This is a genomic window from Candidatus Krumholzibacteriia bacterium, from assembly GCA_035649275.1.
Taxonomy (GTDB): domain Bacteria; phylum Krumholzibacteriota; class Krumholzibacteriia.
The window spans coordinates 1-19,985 of sequence record DASRJW010000024.1 but is presented as its reverse complement, the minus strand read 5'-3'; the positions used below and the strand labels follow the sequence as shown (position 1 = coordinate 19,985).

Genomic DNA, 19,985 nt, shown 5'->3' with positions numbered 1-19,985 from the left:
GCCTGTACCCGGGAGCGAGACGTGAAGAGAACTCGAGCCACTCTTCTCGCGCTCGTCATTCTTGCCGGGCTCGGGCCGCAGGCCTGCGGCGGGCCGAAGCCGCCAGGTCCTCCGAACGGAGAGGAAGTCTTCTCCCGGAAGTTCAACCTGAAGACCGGGCTCGGACCACGCTGGAATGCCCCTTCCTGCCTCGAGTGCCACGAAGAGGGGGGAGCCGGAGGGCCGGGCGACGAAGTGGAGCGCCAAGAGGAGCTCGCGGGGTGCGCAGGCCTCCGGATCTTCAAGGTCTTCGCCGCCCCCGGCTTGCGTCCCGAAGTGCCGCCCGACTCGGCCGCCAGCCGGAGCTCGAACGACCTCTTCGCTTCCGGGATGATCGATGCCCTGACCGACGAAGAGATCCGCGCCCGGGCGGGGGATCCGGACGGGAACGGCGTCGGTGGCTTCGTCAACTTCCTGGCGGACGACCGCATCGGCCGTTTCGGCCGCAAGGCTCAGGTGCCGTCGCTGGAAGAATTCGTGGAGGTCGCCTTCTTCGAAGAGCAAGGCATCGAGGTCCCGAAGGAGCTCTCGCGGGAGGAGCTGCAGGCGGCGGTGCAGTTCGTCCGCAATCTCCGCCTCCCGCCGGTCCAAGGGTACGAGACGGAGAAGAAGCTCTTCGCGAGCGTGGGTTGCGCCGAGTGCCACCCGCCGCCGATCTACTCGGACGTGCTCATGTACAACCTGGAAGCCGTCGAGGACATCTGCGTCGGCTCCGCCAAGGAAGTGCACTTCCGTTCGGAGCCCCTCGTCGGCTTGCGCCTGCAGCAGACGTTCATGCACGACGGCAAGAGCAAGACGATCGAGGACGCCATCCGGCGCCACGGCGGCGCCGGACGGCAGGCCCGGGACAAGTTCCTCGCCCTCGACTCCAATCAGCGGCAGAAGCTCCTCGAGTTCCTCCGGAAGCTGTGAGACGGCGCACCGGACAGGAGCAGGACTCTCCACTTTCCCGCCGCGATCGTGGCTATTTCCCCGGCACGCCGAGCCAGCCGCGGGTCAAGTAATCGCTCAGGGTGAAGGCGATCAGGAAGAGGAGCCAGGCGAAGCCGCTGGCGACGACGATCTTGGTCAGCCGCGTGCTGTACTTGGCGTGCATGAAGAAGAGGACCACCAACGTCATCTTGGTCACCGCGATGGTGAGGGCGACGATGTCGTTGAAGGGCCCCAGGTGCTGGAAGGCCACGGCCACCGTGGTGAGCGTGCCCACCAGGAGGGCGGCGAAGACGAGGGCGTAGACGCGCAACGGACTGATGTGCATCCCGAGTCTCCTTAGCCCACGAAGTGACTGCGCCCGAGCAGATAGAGCAGCGGGAACAGGAAGATCCAGACGATGTCGACGAAGTGCCAGTAGAGGCCGAAGCACTCGATGGGGTGGTGGTAGTCCGGGCCGTAGAACCCCTTCGCCGACCGCGGCAGCAGCCAGAGGATGAGCCCTACCCCCACGATCATGTGCAGCGCGTGCAGTCCGGTCATGGCGAAGTACAAGGAGAAGAACATCTCGATCTGCCGGGGCTGCGGGCCGTGCCACTGGAAGTGCGGCCCGGGCACCAGGTGGTGCACGAACTTCTCCTGATACTCCACCGCCTTGATCCCGAGGAAGGTCAACCCCAGGAGCATGGTAAGGACGAGGAAGCGCACCAGGGTGCGCCGATCGCCCAGCTGTGAGGCGCGGACGGCGATGGCCATGGTGAGGCTGCTGCAGATGAGCACGATGGTGTTGATGGCGCCGAGCGTGACGTTCAGCTCGTGGCTGCCGTAGTCGAAGAGACCGTGCAGCCGCGAGCGATAGACGATGTAGGCGGTGAAGAGGCCGCCGAAGAACATGACTTCGGTGATCAGGAACACCCACATCCCCAGCGAAGCGGATTCCCGCTGCTGATCCAGGGTGTCGAAATGAGTTGCCAGCAGGGGTTGCGGGTTAGCCAACGGTCACCTCTTCGCTGTAGTGGTACGCGTCCGTGGTCACCACCGGGGTCTCCAGGAAGTTGTGCGTCGGCGGCGGCGACGACGTTTGCCACTCGAGCCCCGTGGCCCCCCAGGGATTGGCCGAGGCCCGCGGCCCGTAGCGCATCGACCAGGTGAGATAGAACACCGGCAGGATGTAGCCCACCCCCAGGATGGAGGCGCCGGCGCTGGAGAGCACGTGCAGCACTTGAAACTCCTCGGGATAGACGTGGTAGCGCCGTGGCATCCCCATGTAGCCGAGGAGGAATTGGGGGAAGAAGGTGAGGTTGAAGCCGACGAAGATGATGAGCGCCGAGAGCCTGGACCAGAACTGCGGATACAGGCGTCCGGACATCTTCGGCCACCAGAAGTGCAGCCCCCCCAGGTACGCCATGATCGTGCCGCCCACCATGATGTAGTGGAAATGCGCCACCACGAAGTAGGTGTCGTGCACGTGCACGTCGAGCCCGAGCGTCGCCAGCATCACCCCGGTCAACCCGCCCACGGTGAAGAGGCCGATGAAACCCAGGGCGTAGAGCATGGGGGTTTCGAAAGAGACCGAGCCCTTGTACAGCGTCGCTGTCCAGTTGAACACCTTCACCGCCGACGGCACCGCCACCAGCATGCTGAGGACGGAGAACACCGTGGCGGCGTACACCGACTGGCCGCTCACGAACATGTGGTGGCCCCAGACCAGGAAGCCGAGGATGGCGATGGACATGCTCGACGCGGCGACGATCTTGTAGCCGAAGACGGGCTTGCGCGCGAAAGCGGCGATGAGCTCGCTGATCACACCCATGGCCGGGAGCACCATGATGTACACCGCCGGGTGCGAGTAGAACCAGAACAGGTGCTGGAAGAGCACCGGGTCGCCGCCCAGATTGGGGTCGAAGATGCCGATCTTGAAACCCCGCTCCACTGCCAGCAGCAGGGTGGTGATCGCGATCACCGGTGTACCCAGGATCATCACTAGGCTGGTGGCGTAATGCGCCCAGAGGAAGAGGGGCAGGCGGAACCAGGTGAGCCCCGGCGCCCGCATGCGGTGGATGGTGACGATGAAGTTGAGGCCGGTCATGATGGAGGAGAAACCGGCGATGAAGACGCCGAGCCCGGTGGCCACCACGTGGGTGTTGGAGTAGGTGGTGCTGTAGGGCGTGTAGAAGGTCCAGCCCGTGTCCACGCCGCCGGCGAACATAGCGTAGAGGGTGAAGACCCCGGCCAGGTTGAACACGTACCAGCTAGCCAGGTTCACTTTGGGGAAGGCCAGATCCCGGGCCCCCACCATCATGGGCACGAGGAAGTTGCCTAGCACCGTGGGGATGGAGGGGATGAGGAAGAAGAACACCATCGTCACGCCGTGCATGGTGAAGACGCGGTTGTAGGTGTCCGACTGCATCAGATCGCCCTGCGGCGTCAGCAGCTCCAGACGGATGAGGACGGCGAAGAGGCCGCCGATGAGGAAGAACAGCGTCACCGAGATCAGATAGAGCACGGCGATGCGCTTGTGATCCGTGGTCAGCAGCCACGATTTGATGTTGTAATCGGCATTGATGTAGTCCTCGGTCTCGAGGACGGCGCGCTCGGTGGAGGGCATCTCACTTCCCCGCTTCGAGCCCACGGACGTAGCGCACGAGAGCGAGCGCTTCCTCCTGGCTCATCTGGCCCTGGAACGTGGGCATGATCGGTTGATACCCGGCGACGATCTTCTCGTTCGGCTTGAGGATCGACTCCAGGATGTAGTTGTCGTCGGCCACGATGGCACTGCCGTCCTTGAAGCGCACTTGCTTGCCGAACAGACCCGCCAGCTGGGGCGCACGCGCCACCGAGTCGGTGCGGTGGCACGACTCGCAGGCGAAGCGCTTGAAGAGGTCCTCCGGGCTGGCGAGCCGGTTCTCCTGGCCGCGCTCCCCCGCCAGCCAGCGCTCGTAGTCCTCGGGCTCCTGCACCACGATCCAGCCGCCCATGCGCGAATGCTCGGCGCCGCAGTATTCGGCGCAGAAGAGATGGTAGGTACCGACGCGAACGGGCTGGAACCAGATGGTGCTGTAGCGCGCCGGGAGGACGTCCATCTTGACCCGGAAGGCCGGGACGAAGAGGTCGTGGATCACGTCCTCCGAGGTCAATGTGACCTTCACCGGCTGCCCCACGGGCAGGTGCAAGGTGTTGATCTCCCGGGTGCCGTCGGGATGCTGGAACTTCCACATCCACTGCTTGCCGACGGCGAAGTACTCCACCGCGTCCGCCGGCGGCCGGGAGAGGTGGAAGAACAACATCGTGCCCCAGACGAAGGAACCCAGCATGATGACGAGCGGGATCACCGACCAGGCGATCTCCAGCACCCCCGAGCCATGAATCGGGACGCCGATGTCCCGCGGCGACCGGCGCTTGTAGCGCACCGCGAGGTAGACGATGAGGCCGGCGATGAGGAGCGAGAAGAACAGGCTGATCGCCACCAGGAAGAGGTAGAGGAGATCGACCTGCCCGGCAAAGCTGGACCCCTGCGGGGGCATGAAGGGTGCTTTCGACATGGTGTCGCTCGGGTCCTCCGTCAGCTCGGGAGCAGGCGCCGGCGCTCCTGCCGTCGCATCCACAAGATGAACACCGCGATCAAGATCACCGTGACCACGCCGCCGGCGCGCACCAGGTTGAGCGCCGCCGCGGCGTACGTCCCCGACTCCGGGTCATAGCGGAAGCAGTAGAGCAGCGCCTGATCGACGACGTTGCCCAGCTTGCCCTTCGACGCCTCCACCAGACCCAGCCGCAGGTCGCGTGGTGCGTACTCGATGCCGAAGAAATAGCGCGCCAGCTCACCCGCCGGCGTGGTGACGATGAGGCCGCTCGCATGGGCGAACTGCTTGGTCGGCTCGTCCCAGGTGTAGCGGAAGCCCACGCTCTCGGTGAGTCCCCGGATCGCCGGCCCCTCGCCGGTGAGGAAATGCCAGGACGCCGCCGCTCCGGGACGGTGGTATTCCTCCAAGTACTTCGCCTTCTTCGCCGCCGCCAGCGCGGGACCTTCGGTGGAATCGAAGGACACGGTGACGATCTCGAAGTCACGCCCGGGTTCCATGTTCAAGGCCCGCAAGCTCGAGACCAGGCCGTTGAGCGCCATGGAGCAGAGCATGGGGCACTCGTAGTAGACGAGAGAGAGGAGCACCGGGCGCTGGCCGAAGAAGCTGCCCAGCTCCACCGTGGCGCCGGTTTCATCGCGGAAACGCAACTGCAGCGGCAGCATCGTCCCTATCTTCTGGTCGAAGCCCACCTCGCGCAGCGCCCGGGGCAAGCCGCTCTGGTTGGCGGCGGCAGCGCTCGGGCTCGACGCCGAGGTGCCGGCGCTCGGGCTCGGTGCCGCCGCGCCCGGTTGCCGGGACGCCGGGACGCCGGGCTGGCCCGCCGCCGCGACGGCCCAACCAAGGAGGAGGCAAGCGAGAACGAGGCGCTTCACGGCCCACCCTCCCGCGCCAGCCGTTGCAGGCTCTGATCACGCCAGGTGCCGGGCCGCGTCCAGGGCAGAGGCTCGGCTCGCGTCGGCAAGCCCTGCTGCACCAAAAGCTCCATGGCGCGCTCCAACGGGATGCGGGCGACGCCGGCATTCCGGTCCACCCAGGCGTAGGAGTGCAGGAGCGAATCCTCGTGGGCCCGCATCGCCTTGAGATCCAGCTCCGGCGTCGTCTGCAGATGCGGCTCCGGCACCGGGGGCGCGCCCTCGCGCTGCACCACCGGCGAGAGCGGCCGGTCCTGGGCTTCCTCGCGCGCCTTGAGCAACACCGAGAGTCCCCACATGGCCACACCGGAAACGATGATGACCACCACGAGACCGACGGCGAAGGCGACGAGAGGCCGGACGCTGATCTCGCGATCGAACGTTTCCGGCTCGTGGTCGTGCCCGGTGCCGGGACCCTTGGCATGCTGGTCACTCATCCGCCAAGGCCTCCTCCAGGTGTGCGTCCTTCTGCGGCAGAAGTGCGCGTCGCGGCAGCTGCCAGGCGAAGGCGACGAGCCAGACGCTGCCGATGGCGAGCGTCACCACCGGATCGAGCCAGTGCAGCGCCGGTCCCTCCGGATCCAGCGATGGCGCCACCTGCCAGACCAGATCGAGCCAGTGGCCGACGAAGACGGGAACCGCCGCCCACACCAGGCGCTGGGGATTGCTGCGGATGCTCTTGGACAAGAGCAGGAAGAAAGGGAGGGCGAAGTGCAGGGCGGCGATGACGAAGCTCAGCACCATGTAGCCCCCGGCGTGCCGGCGCACATAGAAGGTGATTTCCTCCGGGAGGTTGCCGGACCAGATGATCAGGTACTGCGAGTAGGTCATGTAGCCCCAGAGGAGGATGAAGGCGAGCAAGAGCTTGCCGTAGTCGTCCAGGTGCCGCGGGGCGTAGACCCGGTCCAAGGGCTGCGAGCGCCCGAGCGAGCGAGCCACCAGGATGGCGAAGCAGAGGCCGGAGGCCGCTTGGCCGACGACGAAGTGCATGCCGTAGATGCTGGAGAACCACAGCGGGTCGAGGGACATGAGCCAGTCGAAGCTGGCAAAGCTCCCGGCCAGCATGAAGACGAGCAAGCCGACACCGCCGGCACCCTGCAGTCGCCGTGGCAGCGTCGAGGCCCCGGTCCGATCCTGCTCCAGCGACCAGCGGTTGAGCACGAAGGCGAAGAGCCCCCAGATCAGGAAGTAGAGGGCGGTGCGGAGCAGAAAGAACGGCAAGTTCAGGTACGGCGCTTTGTGCTGCAGGATGGCGCTCGCCGCCACCTTCTCGGCGTCGGTCCAGGAGTACAGCGTTCGCAGGCCGAGCAGCACGGGGACGAAGAGGAGCACCAGAAGGGGCAGGGTGCGCGTCGCCGCCTCCAGGAGCCGCCGCATGATCAGAGCCCAGCTGCCGCCGGTCATGTGGGTGAGGAGCAGGAGCCCCAGGCAGCCCAGGGGCACGCCGAGCCAGAAGACGAAGCCGGTGAGGTAGGCGCGGTAGAAGGCCTGGGGTGCGACGATGGCGCCGGCCACCGAGGCTACCGCGGCCGGGATGGCGAACCACAGGGCCCGCTTGCGCAGGTCTTGCGTCCAGCCGGCCGGCACGGCCGCGGCGCGCAGCACCGCCAGCGAAGGCGCGTCACCTATGCTCATGGCCTGCTGGCTCCTTCTTCCCTGCGGCTGCCTGATTCGCCGCGGCTTCGATCTCGCCCCGCCACGGCTCCGGCAAGTTGCGCACCGCGACCTGCTGCGACAGCTGCAGCGCTCGCAGGTAAGCCACGATGGCCCAGCGATCGGCGATGGGGATGGAAGCGGCGTAGCTGGGCATGGTGGAGAAACCGCGGCTGATGACGTCGAAGAAATAGCCCGCCGGCTGTTGCTGCAGCCGCTCGATGTGGAAGGACGGCGGCTGCTTGTAGCCGCGCCGCACCACCATGCCGCGCCCGGACCCGGTGCCGTCGTGACAGACGGAGCAGAAGATGCCGTAGCGCTCGCGGCCGCGCTGCAGGAGCTCCGGCGTCAGCGCGAACGGCAGCTCGGTGGCGAAGGTCGAGTCGTTCACCGTGCCGGTGGCGTAGGCCCGATCCTCGAGCAGCGTGCCCCGGGCCACCGTGCCGGCAGGAAGCTGCCGGGCGGAGCGCCCGTCGGCATAGAACCGGCTCGCCTCCAGCGGCTCGTAGCGCGGCTGGTTGTACATGTCGAGCCGGATGCAGCCCGGAAGCGCCAGCAGCGCCACGACCAGGGCGGCGGCGCGGCTTTCAGGTTTCGGCGACTTCGGCCACATGCGTCGGCTCCAGGGTCCAGAGGAACTGGCACGTCTTGTCGACGTCGAAGAGAGGATCGCCAGCTTCGATGCAGAGGAAATAGCGGTCCCGGCTCGCCATGGCGAAGCGCTCGACGTTGAACACCGGGTGGTGCGGCCGGGGCAAACCGGAGAGCGCCAGCATCCCCAAGACGGCGGTTAACGACGCCAAGAGAATCGTGCACTCGAAGGTGACGGGGATGAAGGCCGGCCAGCTGAAGAAGGGCTTGCCGCCGACGTTGAGCGGCAGGGCCACGGTGCTGGTCCAGGTCTGCAGTAGGAAGCCACCGAGAGCGCCGGTGATGCCGCCGGCCAGCACCATGCGCGGCAACGGCGAATGGTGGTGGCCGAGGGCATGGTGCAGAGCCTCGATGGGATAGGGGGTGTAGGCGTCCAGCTGTGTGTAGCCCTGGGACCGCACCGCCTTCACCGCGGCGATCAACCTGTCCGAGTGATCGAACTCGGCCATGACGCCATGCAGGGGCTGGCGGTGCACTTGCATCAGGCGCTCCTTTCCCCTGCCCGTGTCTTGGGCAGGATGCCGCGGATCTCGAAGATCGAGATCATCGGCAGGAGCCGGACGAAGAGGAACATGAGGGAGAGGAACAGACCGATGCTGCCCAGGAAGGTCATCCAGTCGAACTTGGTGGGGTAATACATGCCCCAGGCGGAGGGCATGAAGTCCCGGTGCAAGCTGGTGACGACGATGACGAAACGTTCGAGCCACATCCCCACGTTGATGAACATGGCTACCACCCAGAGGGCGACGGCGGAGGAACGCACCTTCGCCGACCAGAGGAACTGCGTCGCCACCACGTTGCAGAGGATGAGGGCGTACCAGATGAAGCGGTACGGCCCGCCGATCCTGTTGCTGAGCATGAAGGTCTCGTAGGGGCTGCCGCTATACCAGGCGATGAAGAGCTCGATGCCGTAGCCGTAGTTGACGATGAGGCCCGTGGCCAGCATGACCTTGGCCATGTTGCGCACGTGCCACTCGGTGATGAAGTCGTGCAGGCCGAAAGCGGCGCGCAGCGGAATGCAGAGCGTGATCACCATGGCGAAGCCGGCGAAGATGGCGCCGGCCACGAAGTAGGGCGGGAAGAGCGTGGTGTGCCAGCCGGGAATGATGCCGGCGGCGAAGTCGAAGCTCACCACCGAGTGCACCGACACCACCAGCGGCGTGGCCAGCGCCGCCAGCAGGATGCAAGCGGTGTCGTGGTGGTGCCAGTGCTTCGCCGAGCCGCGCCAGCCCATGGCCATCATGCCGTAGACGATCTGGCCGATCTTGTTTTTCGTGCGATCGCGCAGCGTCGCCACATCCGGAATCAGCCCGACGTACCAGAACATGAGCGACACCAGCATGTAGGTGGAGATGGCGAAGACGTCCCAGATCAGCGGGCTGCGGAACTGCGGCCACACCCACATGGTGTTCGGGTAGGGGAAGAGCCAGTAGGCGAGCCAAGGGCGCCCCAGGTGCAGGATGGGGAACAAGCCGGCGCAAGCCACGGCGAAGAGGGTCATGGCCTCGGCGAAGCGATTGATCGAAGTGCGCCACTTCTGGCGCATGAGGAGGAGGATCGCCGAGATCAGCGTGCCGGCGTGACCGATCCCGATCCACCAGACGAAGTTGATGATGGCGAAGCCCCAGCCCACCGGGTTGTTGACGCCCCAGATGCCGACGCCCTTGGCGAAGAGGTAGGTGATGGCGTAGAGCAAGGTCATGAGCAGCATGAAGGCCGCTCCGAACGCCGGATAGAACCAGAGCGGCGTCCGCTGCAGGACCACGGCGGCGATCTTGTCGGTCACCGTGGCAGCGGTGTGGCCCGGAGCGATGACCGTCGGCGCCATGGACCGCGACGACAGGGGTTCAGTGGCCACGCGGTCCTCCGTGTCGCGGCTCGGGGGGCGCGCCGCTCTCCGGGTTCGGGTTCGTGACCCGGGCCAAGTAGGTGGTTCTTGGTCGCGTGTTCAGCTCCTCGAGGATGCCGTAGTGCAGCGGCTGCTGCCGCAGCTTCGCCACCTTGGAGCCAGCGTCGTTGATGTCACCGAAGATCAGAGCGTCCGTCGGGCACACCTGTTGGCAGGCGGTGATGATCTCGCCGTCCTTGAGGGAGCGCTCTTCCTTCTTCGCCTGGATCCGCGCCTGGTTGATGCGCTGGACGCAATAGGTGCACTTCTCCATCACCCCGCGGGTGCGCACGGTGACGTCCGGGTTGCGGAGCATCTTCAGGACTTCGGTGTCCCGGTCGTTGTACTGGTAGAAGTTGAAGCGCCGCACCTTGTACGGGCAGTTGTTGGCGCAGTACCGCGTGCCGACGCAGCGGTTGTAGACCATCTCGTTCAGGCCTTCCTTGCCGTGCATCGTCGCGCCCACCGGGCAGACGGGCTCGCAAGGGGCGTTCTCGCAATGCATGCACAGGACCGGTTGCTGCACCACCTGGGGGTTCTCCGGGTCGCCCTCGAAGTAGCGGTCGATGCGGATCCAGTGCATCTCGCGCCCGTTATGCACCTGTGCCTTGCCGACCACGGGGATGTTGTTCTCGGCGTTGCACGCCATGACGCAGGCGTTGCAGCCGATGCACGCCCCCAGGTCCACCACCATGCCCCAGGCGTGGCCGGTGTAGGCGTAGCCCGGGTAGAGCGACTCCGTCGGCGGCGCCCCGTGCGCCGCTTCCCGGGCGAACTCCGGGTGGGAGCGGAACTCCAGCAGCGTTCCCTGCCGGGCCAGGTTCCGTCCCTCCATGGTGCGCTGCACCTGCGTCGAGGCGAGCTCCCAGCGCTCGCCGGTGCGGCGCAGCCGGAGGCCGCCGGCGCGATCGAGCCCGGCACTCGTGCGCAGCGGGTAGGCGTCGAAGCCGGTGCCTTTGCCCACCCGGCCCACGCGGCGCCGACCGTAACCCAGGTGCACCGTGACCACGCCGTCCGGCTGCCCGGGCAGCACCCAGACCGGGGCGCGTACGATCGTGTCGCGCAACTCGAGCTCCACCACGTCTTCCGGCTTCAGGCTCAGATCGGCCGCCATCTTGGGTCCCAGGATGGCCGCATTGTCCCAGGTGAGCCGTGTCCAGGGCTTCGGCAGCTCCTGCAGCCAGCCGTTGTTGGCGAAGCGCCCGTCGTGCAACGACGGATCGGCGCGGAAGACCAGATCGATGCCGGCGTCCTTGCGCTCCAACCGCGGGATGAGTTCACGCACCAGAGCGAGACAGAACTGCGTCACCCAATCGCTTTGGAAAACGTAAGTCTGTGGTGGCCATGCCGAGCCGGGGACGATGCCATCGTGCAGGATCCGCCTCCAGGCCGGTTCGAAGTCCACGGCCCCGAGGCGCTCTTTCCAGGTGCGGCGCACGATGTCGATCCCCTTGCGCTCGCTCTCGCCGGTGACGACGGCGAGGAGCTCGTGCACGGATTTGCCGCCGTACAGTGGGTCGATGAGCGGCTGCTGCACCGTCACCGTGCCATCGAAGGCACGGGCGTCGCCCCAGGTTTCGAGCTCATGGGCCATGGGCAGATGCCAGTGACACAGCTCCGAGGTCTCGTCCTCGTTCAGGGACAGGTGCGCCCGCAAGGGCACCTTCTCCATCGCGGCGGCGAAGGCGAAGTCCGCCGGGGCGTCGTACACCGGGTTGCCGCCCAGGATGAGCAGGATCTCCACGCGTCCGGCACGCATGTCTTGCACCAGATCGCGGAGCGAACCCACGTGGCTCACCGGCTCCACCTCGACCGGCTCGCTCACAAGCACCGTCCGGCCAAGGTTGCCCAGGTAGTAGTTCATGGCGAGCGCCAGCGTCTGCAGCTCCGCCGAGGTCTCGTCGCCGGCGATCACGATGCTGCGCCCGGCGTGCTCGCGCAGGTCCACGCCGACCCGGTTCAACCAGTGGTGCAGGTCGCCGGAAGCGAAGGGGCCGACCTGACCGGTGCCGATGACGCCGCACTCGAAGCCCAGACCGAAGGCGAAGCCGAGCAGGAGATCCGGCGCCAGCGACAAGCGGTGATCGGCGACGGCTCCCGTCGCGCTCGGGGTGCTCTCCACGGCGTAGAGGCGGTTCATGCCGTACTGGCCGTCGCGCACGCGCCGGCGGCTCATGAAGTCGTGGGCGGCGCGCACGCAGCCCGGGCCGCTCACCAGGAAGTCCGAGTCGAGGGCGACGACGACATCGGCTTGGGAGAAGTCGTAGCGCACCTCGACGTACTTGCCGAAGCCAGCGAGGGTGGCGCTGCGCAGGCCGTCGCGCGATACCGGCTCGTAGCGGTGCCAGCGCGCCTGGGGGAAACGCGCCTTGAGGCGTTGCATCTGCGCCGCCAGCGTCGGCGAGCTGCTGCTGCCGCTCAGGATGCGCAAGCCGGCGCCTTGCAGCGCCACTTGCGCCTCGAGCGCCGGTTCCAGAGTTTGCACCCACGCTTCCCAGCTGCGAATGCGTTGCAGGTGCAACGCGGCGCGGGAGCGATCCGGGTCGTAGAGGTCGAGCAGCGTCGCCTGGCAGAAGCGGTCCGTCGCCCCCAGGCTCGCCGGATGCTCCGGGTTGCCCTCGACCTTGGTCGGCCGTCCCATGTGGCTTTCCACCAGGACACCGGTTGCGTAACCGCCCAGGGTGAGAGCGGTAGCGAAGTAGAGGGGCTTCCCGGGGATGACCTCCTCGGGCGGACGCGCGTAGGGGACGATGGACTCGACCGGCTGGCGGGTGCACGCCCCCAGTCCCGCCAGAGCGAAGGAGGCGCCCATGAGTTGCAGGAAACGCCGTCGGTCGAGACTGTCGGGCAAGAGTTCGTCCCCCGGCGCGAACTCGGGCCGTTGGCTCGGGACGGCGGCGCCGGCCTCCCGCTCTTCGAGACTGCGCCAGTGGCGCAGGATGTTCGTCGTCTCTCCAGCGCTCACGCGGCAACCCCTAGCGATGACATGTGGAGCAATCCGTCATACTGGTCACCTGATATCGCTTGGCCAGATCGGCGCGCAGCGCCGCCGCCCCCGGCGGGGCCTCCCACTTGGTGTTGAAGACCTCGGCCCGCGGGCGAACGCGGTCGCCAGGATGCCGGTGGCAGTCGAGACACCAGCGCATCTGCAGCGGGCTGGCGGCGTGGGTGAGCGGCATGCGATCCATGCGGCCGTGGCACTCGGCGCAGCCGATCCCCTTGGCGATGTGGATGCTGTGGTCGAAGTAGACGAAGTCAGGCAAGTCGTTCACCCGGGCCCAGCGCAACGGCTCGCCGGTGCGGAAGCTGTCGCGCACGGGCTGCAGCATCGGGCTGTCCGCCCAGATCTGGGAATGGCAGTTCATGCACGTCGCTGTGGGGGGTACGCCGGCGAAGGCGGCGGTCTCCACCGACGTATGGCAATAACGGCAATCGATGCCGATGGCGCCAACATGGTGATCGTGACTGAAGGGGACGGGCTGGCGCAGCACCTCGGTCTGGCGGGTGAAATAGGTCGAGCGGTCGAGCAACGTCACCACCCCGAAGAACCCGGCGACGAGGAAGACAGCGCCGAAAATGGAGACCCGTGCGAGCGTGTTGGTGCTGTGGTGGAAGAGCTGGGACATGCTTCCGCGCGCCTTGGCGTTGAAAACCGCGGCTCACCATAGCCGAGGGGTGGGTAGACCGCAAGGGACTTCGTGATTTTTTTCACAAGCTCCGGGACGGACGGGAAGCGGGCTGCGCCTGCTTCCGCGCGGGGCTGCGCGCGATGTGGAGTGTCCGCACGCCGGCTTCCGGGAACCTCGTGGGCGCGATCCCGTGCATCCGGCCGCTGGTCTCTCCGCCGCCCCTGGTATGCTGCCTCTTCCCTACCGGAGGTGCGGCGTGACCACGAGCTCGATCGTCATCGACGACCTGGGCGACGACGAAGACCCGTCGCAGCTCGTGCAGGGAATCCGCGATGGTCTGCTGCGCACACCGCGCGAGATCGCACCGCGATTCTTCTACGACGACCGCGGCGCCGAGCTCTTCGAGCAGATCACCGCACTGCCGGAGTATTACCAGACACGCACAGAGCGAGCTCTGCTGGCGGAAATCGCCGCCGATGTGTGCGCGCAGAGCGGTGGCTCGGTGCTCGTGGAGCTGGGCTCGGGCAGTTCTGCGAAGACGCGCCTTCTCCTCGAAGCCATGCGGCGTCACCAGGGCTGCGATCTCTACGTCCCCTTCGACGTCAACGGCCAGGTCGTCCGGCAGGCGGCAGAATCTCTCGTCGCCAGCTATCCCGGTCTCCGCGTCCACGGGGTCATCGGCGACTTCCTCCGCCTCGACCACCGCCTGCCGGTGGGAGGACGGCGCCTTGTCATCTTCCTCGGCGGCACCATCGGTAACCTCGAGCCCCGGGCGGCGCGGGATTTCGTCGCCAGCCTGGCACGCGCGCTCCACCCGGGTGAGGCCTTCCTCCTCGGCGTCGACTTGATCAAAGACACACGCAGGCTGGAAGCGGCGTACAACGATGCGAGCGGGATCACGGCGGCGTTCAACCGCAACATCCTGCAGGTGGTGAACCGCGTGGCCCAGGGCGACTTCCGCCCGGAGTGCTATCGCCACCTGGCGTTCTACGATCCCGCGCACCACTGGATCGAGATGCGCCTGGTGGCCACCTCGGCGCAGAAGGTGCGCCTCGGGGCGGCGCGACTCGACCTGGCTCTGGCGCGCGAGGAGTTCATCCGCACCGAGATCAGCGTCAAGTACGACCCCGACATGGCGCGGGAGCTGTTGCTTGAGACTGGTTTCGAACTGATGCAGTGGTACACCGACCCGGAGCACCTCTTCGGGCTGGCCCTGGCCCGCCGCCCTGGGCTATCTTCCACCCCATGACCGCACCCCCTGCTCTCGATGCGCTCTGCATCAACAGCCTGCGCGTGCTCGCCATGGACGCGGTGGAGCAAGCGAAATCAGGCCATCCCGGCACCCCCATGGGCTTGGCCCCCCTTGCCTATCTGCTGTGGTCGCGCCACCTGCGCCACAATCCGGCGGACCCGGCGTGGCCCGGGCGAGATCGTTTCGTCCTCTCCTGCGGGCACGCTTCGATGCTTCTCTATGGGTTGTTGCACCTGTCGGGCTACGACCTTTCCCTCGACGACCTGCGCCAGTTCCGCCAGTGGGAGAGCCGGACGCCGGGACATCCAGAACACGGCCTCACCCCCGGTGTGGAGACGACGACGGGCCCGCTGGGTCAGGGACTGGGCAACGCCGTCGGCATGGCGCTCGCTTCCACGCACCTGGCGGCGCTCTTCGACCGGCCCGGACACACGGTCTGCGACCAGCGCATCTTCTTCATCGCCAGCGATGGCGATCTCATGGAAGGCATCTCGCACGAGGCCGCTTCCCTCGCCGGACACCTCGGGCTCGGCCGGCTGGTGGGCTTCTACGACGACAACCACATCACCATCGACGGCTCCACCAGCCTCGCCTACAGCGACGACGTCGCCCGACGCTTCGAGGCCTACGGCTGGCAGGTGCAGCGCCTCGAGGACGGCAACGATCTCGAGGCTCTAGAGCGGGCCACGCGTGCCGCCATCGCCGAAACCAGCCGGCCGTCCCTGGTGCTCGTCCGCACCCACATCGGCTACGGCAGCCCGCACAAACAGGACACGGCGGAAGCCCACGGCGCCCCGCTCGGCGCCGAGGAGGTGCGTCTCACCAAGGCCGCCCTCGGCTGGCCGTGGCCGGAGGCCTTCTACGTCCCCGAGGAAGCCCGGGCTGAGTGGCTGCATTGCCGGGAACGGGGCGCCAAGCTCCAGGCGGAATGGGAAGCACGCTGGCAGGCCTACGCCCGCGCCCACCCCGAAGCGGCGCGGGAGCTCGAACGGCGCCGCCACGCCCAGCTGCCCCCGGGCTGGGAGGAAGATCTGCCGCGCTTCGGTCCTGCCGAGCCCGCCATGGCGACGCGCGAGGCTTCGGGCAAGGTGCTGAATGCCCTGGCGCCGCGTCTGCCCGAGCTCGTCGGCGGTTCCGCCGATCTGGCGCCGTCGAACAACACGCTGCTCCGTCTCTCGGGGAACTTCTCGCGCAGCGCGCCCGCGGAGCGCAACCTGCGCTTCGGGGTGCGCGAGCACGGCATGGGTGCGGTCTTGAACGGCATGGCTCTCTTCGGTGGGGTGATCCCCTATGGCGGCACCTTCCTCATCTTCTCCGATTACATGCGCCCTTCCATCCGCCTGGCGGCGCTCATGGGACTGCACGTGCTCTATGTCTTCACCCACGATTCGATCGGTCTCGGTGAAGACGGCCCGACGCACCAGCCCGTGGAGACGCTGACCGCGCTGCGCTGCATCCCGAACCTGGTGGTGTTGCGGCCGGCCGACGCGGCGGAAACGGCAGCCGCGTGGAGCTTCGCCATCCGCCGTCGCGGCGGCCCGGTGGCTCTCGTGCTCACCCGGCAGAAGCTCGCCTCCCTGCCCGCGGCGGCCGGCGAGGGCGGCGTGGAGCGCGGCGGCTATGTCCTCACGGATGCCACCGGCGGCCCCCCGGAGCTACTGCTCCTCGCCAGCGGTTCGGAAGTGGGACTGGTGCTCGAGGCCTCGCGCCTGCTCCGCGAGGTGCGGACGCGCGTGGTCAGCATGCCGAGTCACGAGCTCTTCGCGGCCCAGCCCGCGTCGTATCGCGACGCCGTGCTCCTTCCGGGCGTGCCGCGCCTCGCCGTCGAAGCGGCGCATCCCCTCTCCTGGGCCCGCTGGCTCGCTCCTGAGGACGACGTGGTCGGCATCGAGCGCTTCGGCGCCTCCGCGCCGGCGGCGAAGCTCTTCGAGGCCTTCGGCTTCACACCCACCGCGGTGGCAGCACGGGCCAGCGCGCTCCTGCAGCGCTCCCGCGACTCTGGTTGAACGGGGGTCGCGGGGCATGGTATCCTGTGCCGCGCTGCGACTCTCGAGGATCCGGCAACGCCGACAACATCCTATCGAGGTCACGATCCCGAGCCACTGTTAACGCGACCTGCACGACACCCCTCAAGAGCCCCGACCGCGGGGCACGGGTGTCTTACATCCTTTGCTTCGCAGCCGTGGAGGCCGTGCAGATGCCGCGTCGCGCCGTGCGCCACTCGGTTTTTCTCTTCGCCGCGTTCCTGGCTGGCGCCTTCACGGCGCCCGCGGGTCACGCTGGAACTCTCCGTCAAGAAGTCCGCCTCGACCTCTCCCGCTTGCAGCTCCAGGCAGCACCGGCCGGCGGCACGGTGGTGCAGGTCCCCGGCATGGGGCGCACCTGGGAGCAGGGGTTCCCGGAGCTCCCTTATGTCGTGCTCACCCTTCTCGTGCCGCAGGGACAGCGGCTCATCGCCGTCCATGTCGCCGGTGGGTCGCCCGCGCGCTCCGTGGGAGGTCAGGTGACCCTGCAAGCGGCGCAGCCCAAGCAAACCGACGACGGGGATCTCGTCCAGCCTCGACCTGCGCGGCTCGGGAAGAGCGGTGCGGCGCTCTATCCGGCGGTGGAAGCAGAGCCGGGAGGCAGCGGGGCGCTGCACGGCTACCAGCTGGCGAGCGTGCGCCTCTACCCGGTGCGCTACGAAGCCGGCACCGGCAAGATCCTGGTGCGGGATCGCTTCGACCTCGATCTGGACCTCGAGCCCACCGCGGCTCCGTTCCTGCAGCGCCAGCGCTTCGACGCCTCGGTGGAAGCCACGGCCCGGCAGGAGGTGGAGCGGCTAGTGCTCAATCCCGAAGCCCTGGGCACTTACGAGCGGCGCATCGGCGTCCTCGTGGAGAGCGAGCGCCGCGGCTTCCGTCCCACCCAGGCGCCGAGCCTCGAGGGCAGCCCGGTGGAGAACGTGATCATCACCAGCCAGGCCCTGGCGGCGAACTTCCAGGTGCTGGCCGACTGGAAGACCCAGCGCGGCGTGCCCACGGTGGTGCGCACCCTCGAGTGGATCCAGGCGAACTACCAGCACGGCAGCGATCTGCAGGAGACGGTGCGGAACTTCATCCGCTCCGCCTACTCGCTGTGGTCTTCGCACTTCGTCCTCCTCGGCGGTGACACCGATGTCGTCCCGGCACGCTACGGCTACTCCGAGTTCGGCCCGGAAACGGATCGATACATTCCCACGGACATGTACTTCGCCTGCCTCGACGGCAATTGGAACGCCGACGGAGACGCTCTCTGGGGCGAAGCGGCCATCCCCACCGACACGCCGGTGGACGAACCGGATCTCTACGCCGAAGTCTTCGTCGGCCGCCTGCCGGTGAGCACGCCGGCCGAGGCCGGGGCGCTCATCAGCAAGATCATCCAATACGAGGCGCCGTCGGTGACCACCTACCAGGACGAGATGCTCTTCCTGAGCGAGGTTCTTTTCCCGGTGGATTGGGCGCCCGGACAGGTCGTCATCGAGGACGGCGCGGATTACAGCGAGTACGGTTTGCTGCCGCTGGTCTCCCCCTCCACCACCGTGACCAAGCTGTACCAGAACTACACCGCCTTCACCGGCGCCGGGCAGCTGACACTGCAGAGCACTCTATCGGCGCTCGCGGCCGGACCGGGTTTCGTCAACCACATCGGCCACGGCTTCCGCTACAACATGTCCGTGGGCGACGTCTCAATGCTCACCCATCACGCCGTGGCTTTGAACAACACGACCCGGCGCTTCGTCCTCTACATGCTCAACTGCACGGCCACGGCCTTCGACTTCCCCTGCCTCGCCGAGTCCTACCTCGACGCGCCCGGCGGCGCCGTGGCCGTGCTCGGCTCGACGCGCGCCGCCTTCCCGCTCCCGTCGCGCAACTACAATGTTGGCTTCTTCCAGGCCATGTACGATGGCGTGGTCGCCAAGAACCTCGGCGTGCTCTTCACCGCCAGCAGGCTGCCGTACACGCCGTACGCCTACTACGACACCTCCGACCACTACACCCACTTCCTCTACAACCTGCTCGGCGATCCCGAGATGGTGGTGCACACCAGCAACCTGCAGAGCACCGCGGTGACCGCTCCCGCCAGCCTCGGGCTCGGCCTCACCCAGGTGCAGGTGACGGTGACGACGAACGGCGTGCCGCGGGCGAACGCACTGGTGTGCCTGCAGAAAGGTACGGAGGAGTACGAGCACGGCCGCACCGACGGCGCCGGGCAAGTGACGCTGGCCTTCGTGGCCGAGACGCCGGGCAGCGCCGTTCTCACCGCCAGCGGCCAGAACATGACCACCTGGGTGAGCACCCTTCCGGTCAACGCCTCGGTCGCCCCGTACGTGCACGTGCAGAACTTGGTCGTCGACGACGACAACAATGGCGGCACGGTGGGGAACGGAGACGGTCGCATCGACTCGGGCGAGACCGTGGCCCTCGACCTCACCTTCGCCAACAGCGGTAACGGCGCCGCCAGCGGCGTGAGCGGCGTCCTTCGCCTCACTAGCCCCTGGGCGACGGTGCAGGACAGCACCTACACCGTCGGCAACGTGGGCAGCGGTGGCAGCGTCCTGGTGAGCGGACCGGTGCGCTTCGCCGTCTCCGCCAGCGCTCCCGACGGCGCCGTCCTCGCTTGCCGGTTCGCGAGCACCAACGGCTCGGCGACCTGGAACGACACGGTGAACCGGGTGCTGCACGCGCCGGGGATGCAGCTCGTCCTGGTGGACGTGCTCGACCCGGCTCCGGGCGGGAACAACGACGGCACCATCCAGGCCGGGGAAACCTTCGATCTCGTTCCCAGCTTCAAGAACTACGGCAGCGGCGCCGCCATCGGACTGCAATCGACGCTGCTCTCCAGCGACCCGGACATCGTGCTCACGGTGAACAACATCAGTGTGGGCACCGCGGCACCCTTGCAGGAGCTGGTGGCGGCCAATCACTTCCGCCTGCAAGAGAACAGTCTGCAGGAGAACCCGCTCACCTTGCAGCTCGTCGACACCTATGGCCACATGAAGAGCTGGAATCTGACCCTGCGCGGCCCGGTGGCGCCGGACGCACCGGTACTCGACCCGAGCCAGGGTTCGACCGTCATGGTCTGCACCTGGACGCCGTCCGTCGAGCCGGACCTGGCGGGATACCACTTGTACCGGAGCCAGACGGGTCTCCCGCCCTGGACCCGAGTGACCCTCGACCGCACCAACGGCGTCGCCTACTACCGCGACAGCGGTCTCACCCCGAGCACGAAGTACTTCTATTACGTCAGCGCCGTCGACAGCTCGGGGAACGAAAGCGCCCCGTCGCCGCTCGCCTCGGCGAACACGAGTCCCTCCCAGCTCGCGGGTTGGCCTATCCAGATGGCGGCAGTGAGCTCGTGCCCCCCCGCGGTGGGCGACATCACCGGGGACGGGAACAAGGACATCGTGGCGGGGAACTTGAGCGTCTA

At 67.3% G+C, this 19,985-nt stretch carries 16 protein-coding genes; 4 read left to right on the top strand and 12 right to left on the bottom strand.

Features of this window, described 5'->3' with window-relative positions:
• Window positions 1-21 precede the first annotated feature (21 nt).
• A complete protein-coding gene (locus VFE28_01735; protein HZM14696.1) occupies window positions 22-951 on the top strand; it encodes a di-heme oxidoredictase family protein in 930 nt (309 codons plus the stop codon).
• Window positions 952-1,003: 52 nt separating this feature from the next.
• Here the strand turns inward: VFE28_01735 and VFE28_01730 are convergent, their stop codons facing one another.
• The 12 genes from VFE28_01730 to VFE28_01675 are packed head-to-tail and all read right to left on the bottom strand — an operon-like array spanning window position 1,004 to window position 13,282.
• Complete coding sequence (locus tag VFE28_01730; protein ID HZM14695.1) at window positions 1,004-1,297, bottom strand: cytochrome C oxidase subunit IV family protein; 294 nt, start codon at window positions 1,295-1,297, stop codon at window positions 1,004-1,006.
• 11 nt (window positions 1,298-1,308) lie between these two features.
• Window positions 1,309-1,965: a cytochrome c oxidase subunit 3 family protein gene (locus VFE28_01725; protein ID HZM14694.1), complete on the bottom strand. Its 657-nt coding sequence runs from the start codon at window positions 1,963-1,965 to the stop codon at window positions 1,309-1,311.
• Complete coding sequence (gene ctaD / locus VFE28_01720; protein ID HZM14693.1) at window positions 1,958-3,577, bottom strand: cytochrome c oxidase subunit I; 1,620 nt, start codon at window positions 3,575-3,577, stop codon at window positions 1,958-1,960. Before ctaD ends, VFE28_01725 begins: the two co-directional genes overlap by 8 nt.
• A 1-nt stretch (window position 3,578) precedes the next feature.
• The gene (gene coxB, locus VFE28_01715; GenBank protein ID HZM14692.1) at window positions 3,579-4,511 is read right to left on the bottom strand and encodes a cytochrome c oxidase subunit II; all 933 of its coding nucleotides are present in this window, start codon (window positions 4,509-4,511) and stop codon (window positions 3,579-3,581) included.
• Between the two features lie 20 nt (window positions 4,512-4,531).
• Window positions 4,532-5,425 carry an SCO family protein gene (locus VFE28_01710; protein HZM14691.1) on the bottom strand — a complete coding sequence of 298 codons (894 nt, stop codon included), beginning with the start codon at window positions 5,423-5,425 and terminating at the stop codon, window positions 4,532-4,534.
• Window positions 5,422-5,901: a hypothetical protein gene (locus VFE28_01705; protein HZM14690.1), complete on the bottom strand. Its 480-nt coding sequence runs from the start codon at window positions 5,899-5,901 to the stop codon at window positions 5,422-5,424. Before VFE28_01705 ends, VFE28_01710 begins: the two co-directional genes overlap by 4 nt.
• Window positions 5,894-7,099, bottom strand: coding sequence for a hypothetical protein (locus tag VFE28_01700; protein ID HZM14689.1), 1,206 nt, complete (start codon window positions 7,097-7,099; stop codon window positions 5,894-5,896). Before VFE28_01700 ends, VFE28_01705 begins: the two co-directional genes overlap by 8 nt.
• Complete coding sequence (locus VFE28_01695; GenBank protein HZM14688.1) at window positions 7,086-7,730, bottom strand: cytochrome c; 645 nt, start codon at window positions 7,728-7,730, stop codon at window positions 7,086-7,088. Before VFE28_01695 ends, VFE28_01700 begins: the two co-directional genes overlap by 14 nt.
• Window positions 7,705-8,250, bottom strand: coding sequence for a DUF3341 domain-containing protein (locus tag VFE28_01690; protein HZM14687.1), 546 nt, complete (start codon window positions 8,248-8,250; stop codon window positions 7,705-7,707). Before VFE28_01690 ends, VFE28_01695 begins: the two co-directional genes overlap by 26 nt.
• Entirely contained in the window at window positions 8,250-9,596 is a 1,347-nt protein-coding gene (gene nrfD, locus VFE28_01685) for an NrfD/PsrC family molybdoenzyme membrane anchor subunit (protein ID HZM14686.1), read from the bottom strand. The genes VFE28_01690 and nrfD overlap by 1 nt, the downstream gene beginning before the upstream one ends.
• Before the next feature lie 19 nt (window positions 9,597-9,615).
• Entirely contained in the window at window positions 9,616-12,621 is a 3,006-nt protein-coding gene (locus VFE28_01680) for a TAT-variant-translocated molybdopterin oxidoreductase (GenBank protein HZM14685.1), read from the bottom strand.
• Window positions 12,622-12,631: 10 nt separating this feature from the next.
• Window positions 12,632-13,282, bottom strand: coding sequence for a cytochrome c3 family protein (locus tag VFE28_01675; protein ID HZM14684.1), 651 nt, complete (start codon window positions 13,280-13,282; stop codon window positions 12,632-12,634).
• A 259-nt stretch (window positions 13,283-13,541) separates the two neighbouring features.
• Between VFE28_01675 and egtD the strand changes: the two genes are divergently transcribed.
• The 3 genes from egtD to VFE28_01660 form a co-directional block, all read left to right on the top strand.
• Window positions 13,542-14,534: an L-histidine N(alpha)-methyltransferase gene (gene egtD / locus VFE28_01670; GenBank protein ID HZM14683.1), complete on the top strand. Its 993-nt coding sequence runs from the start codon at window positions 13,542-13,544 to the stop codon at window positions 14,532-14,534.
• Complete coding sequence (gene tkt, locus VFE28_01665) at window positions 14,531-16,543, top strand: transketolase (GenBank protein ID HZM14682.1); 2,013 nt, start codon at window positions 14,531-14,533, stop codon at window positions 16,541-16,543. Before egtD ends, tkt begins: the two co-directional genes overlap by 4 nt.
• Before the next feature lie 191 nt (window positions 16,544-16,734).
• Window positions 16,735-19,985, top strand: a 3,251-nt coding sequence (locus VFE28_01660) for a C25 family cysteine peptidase (GenBank protein HZM14681.1), incomplete at its 3' end; no start/stop codon positions are given.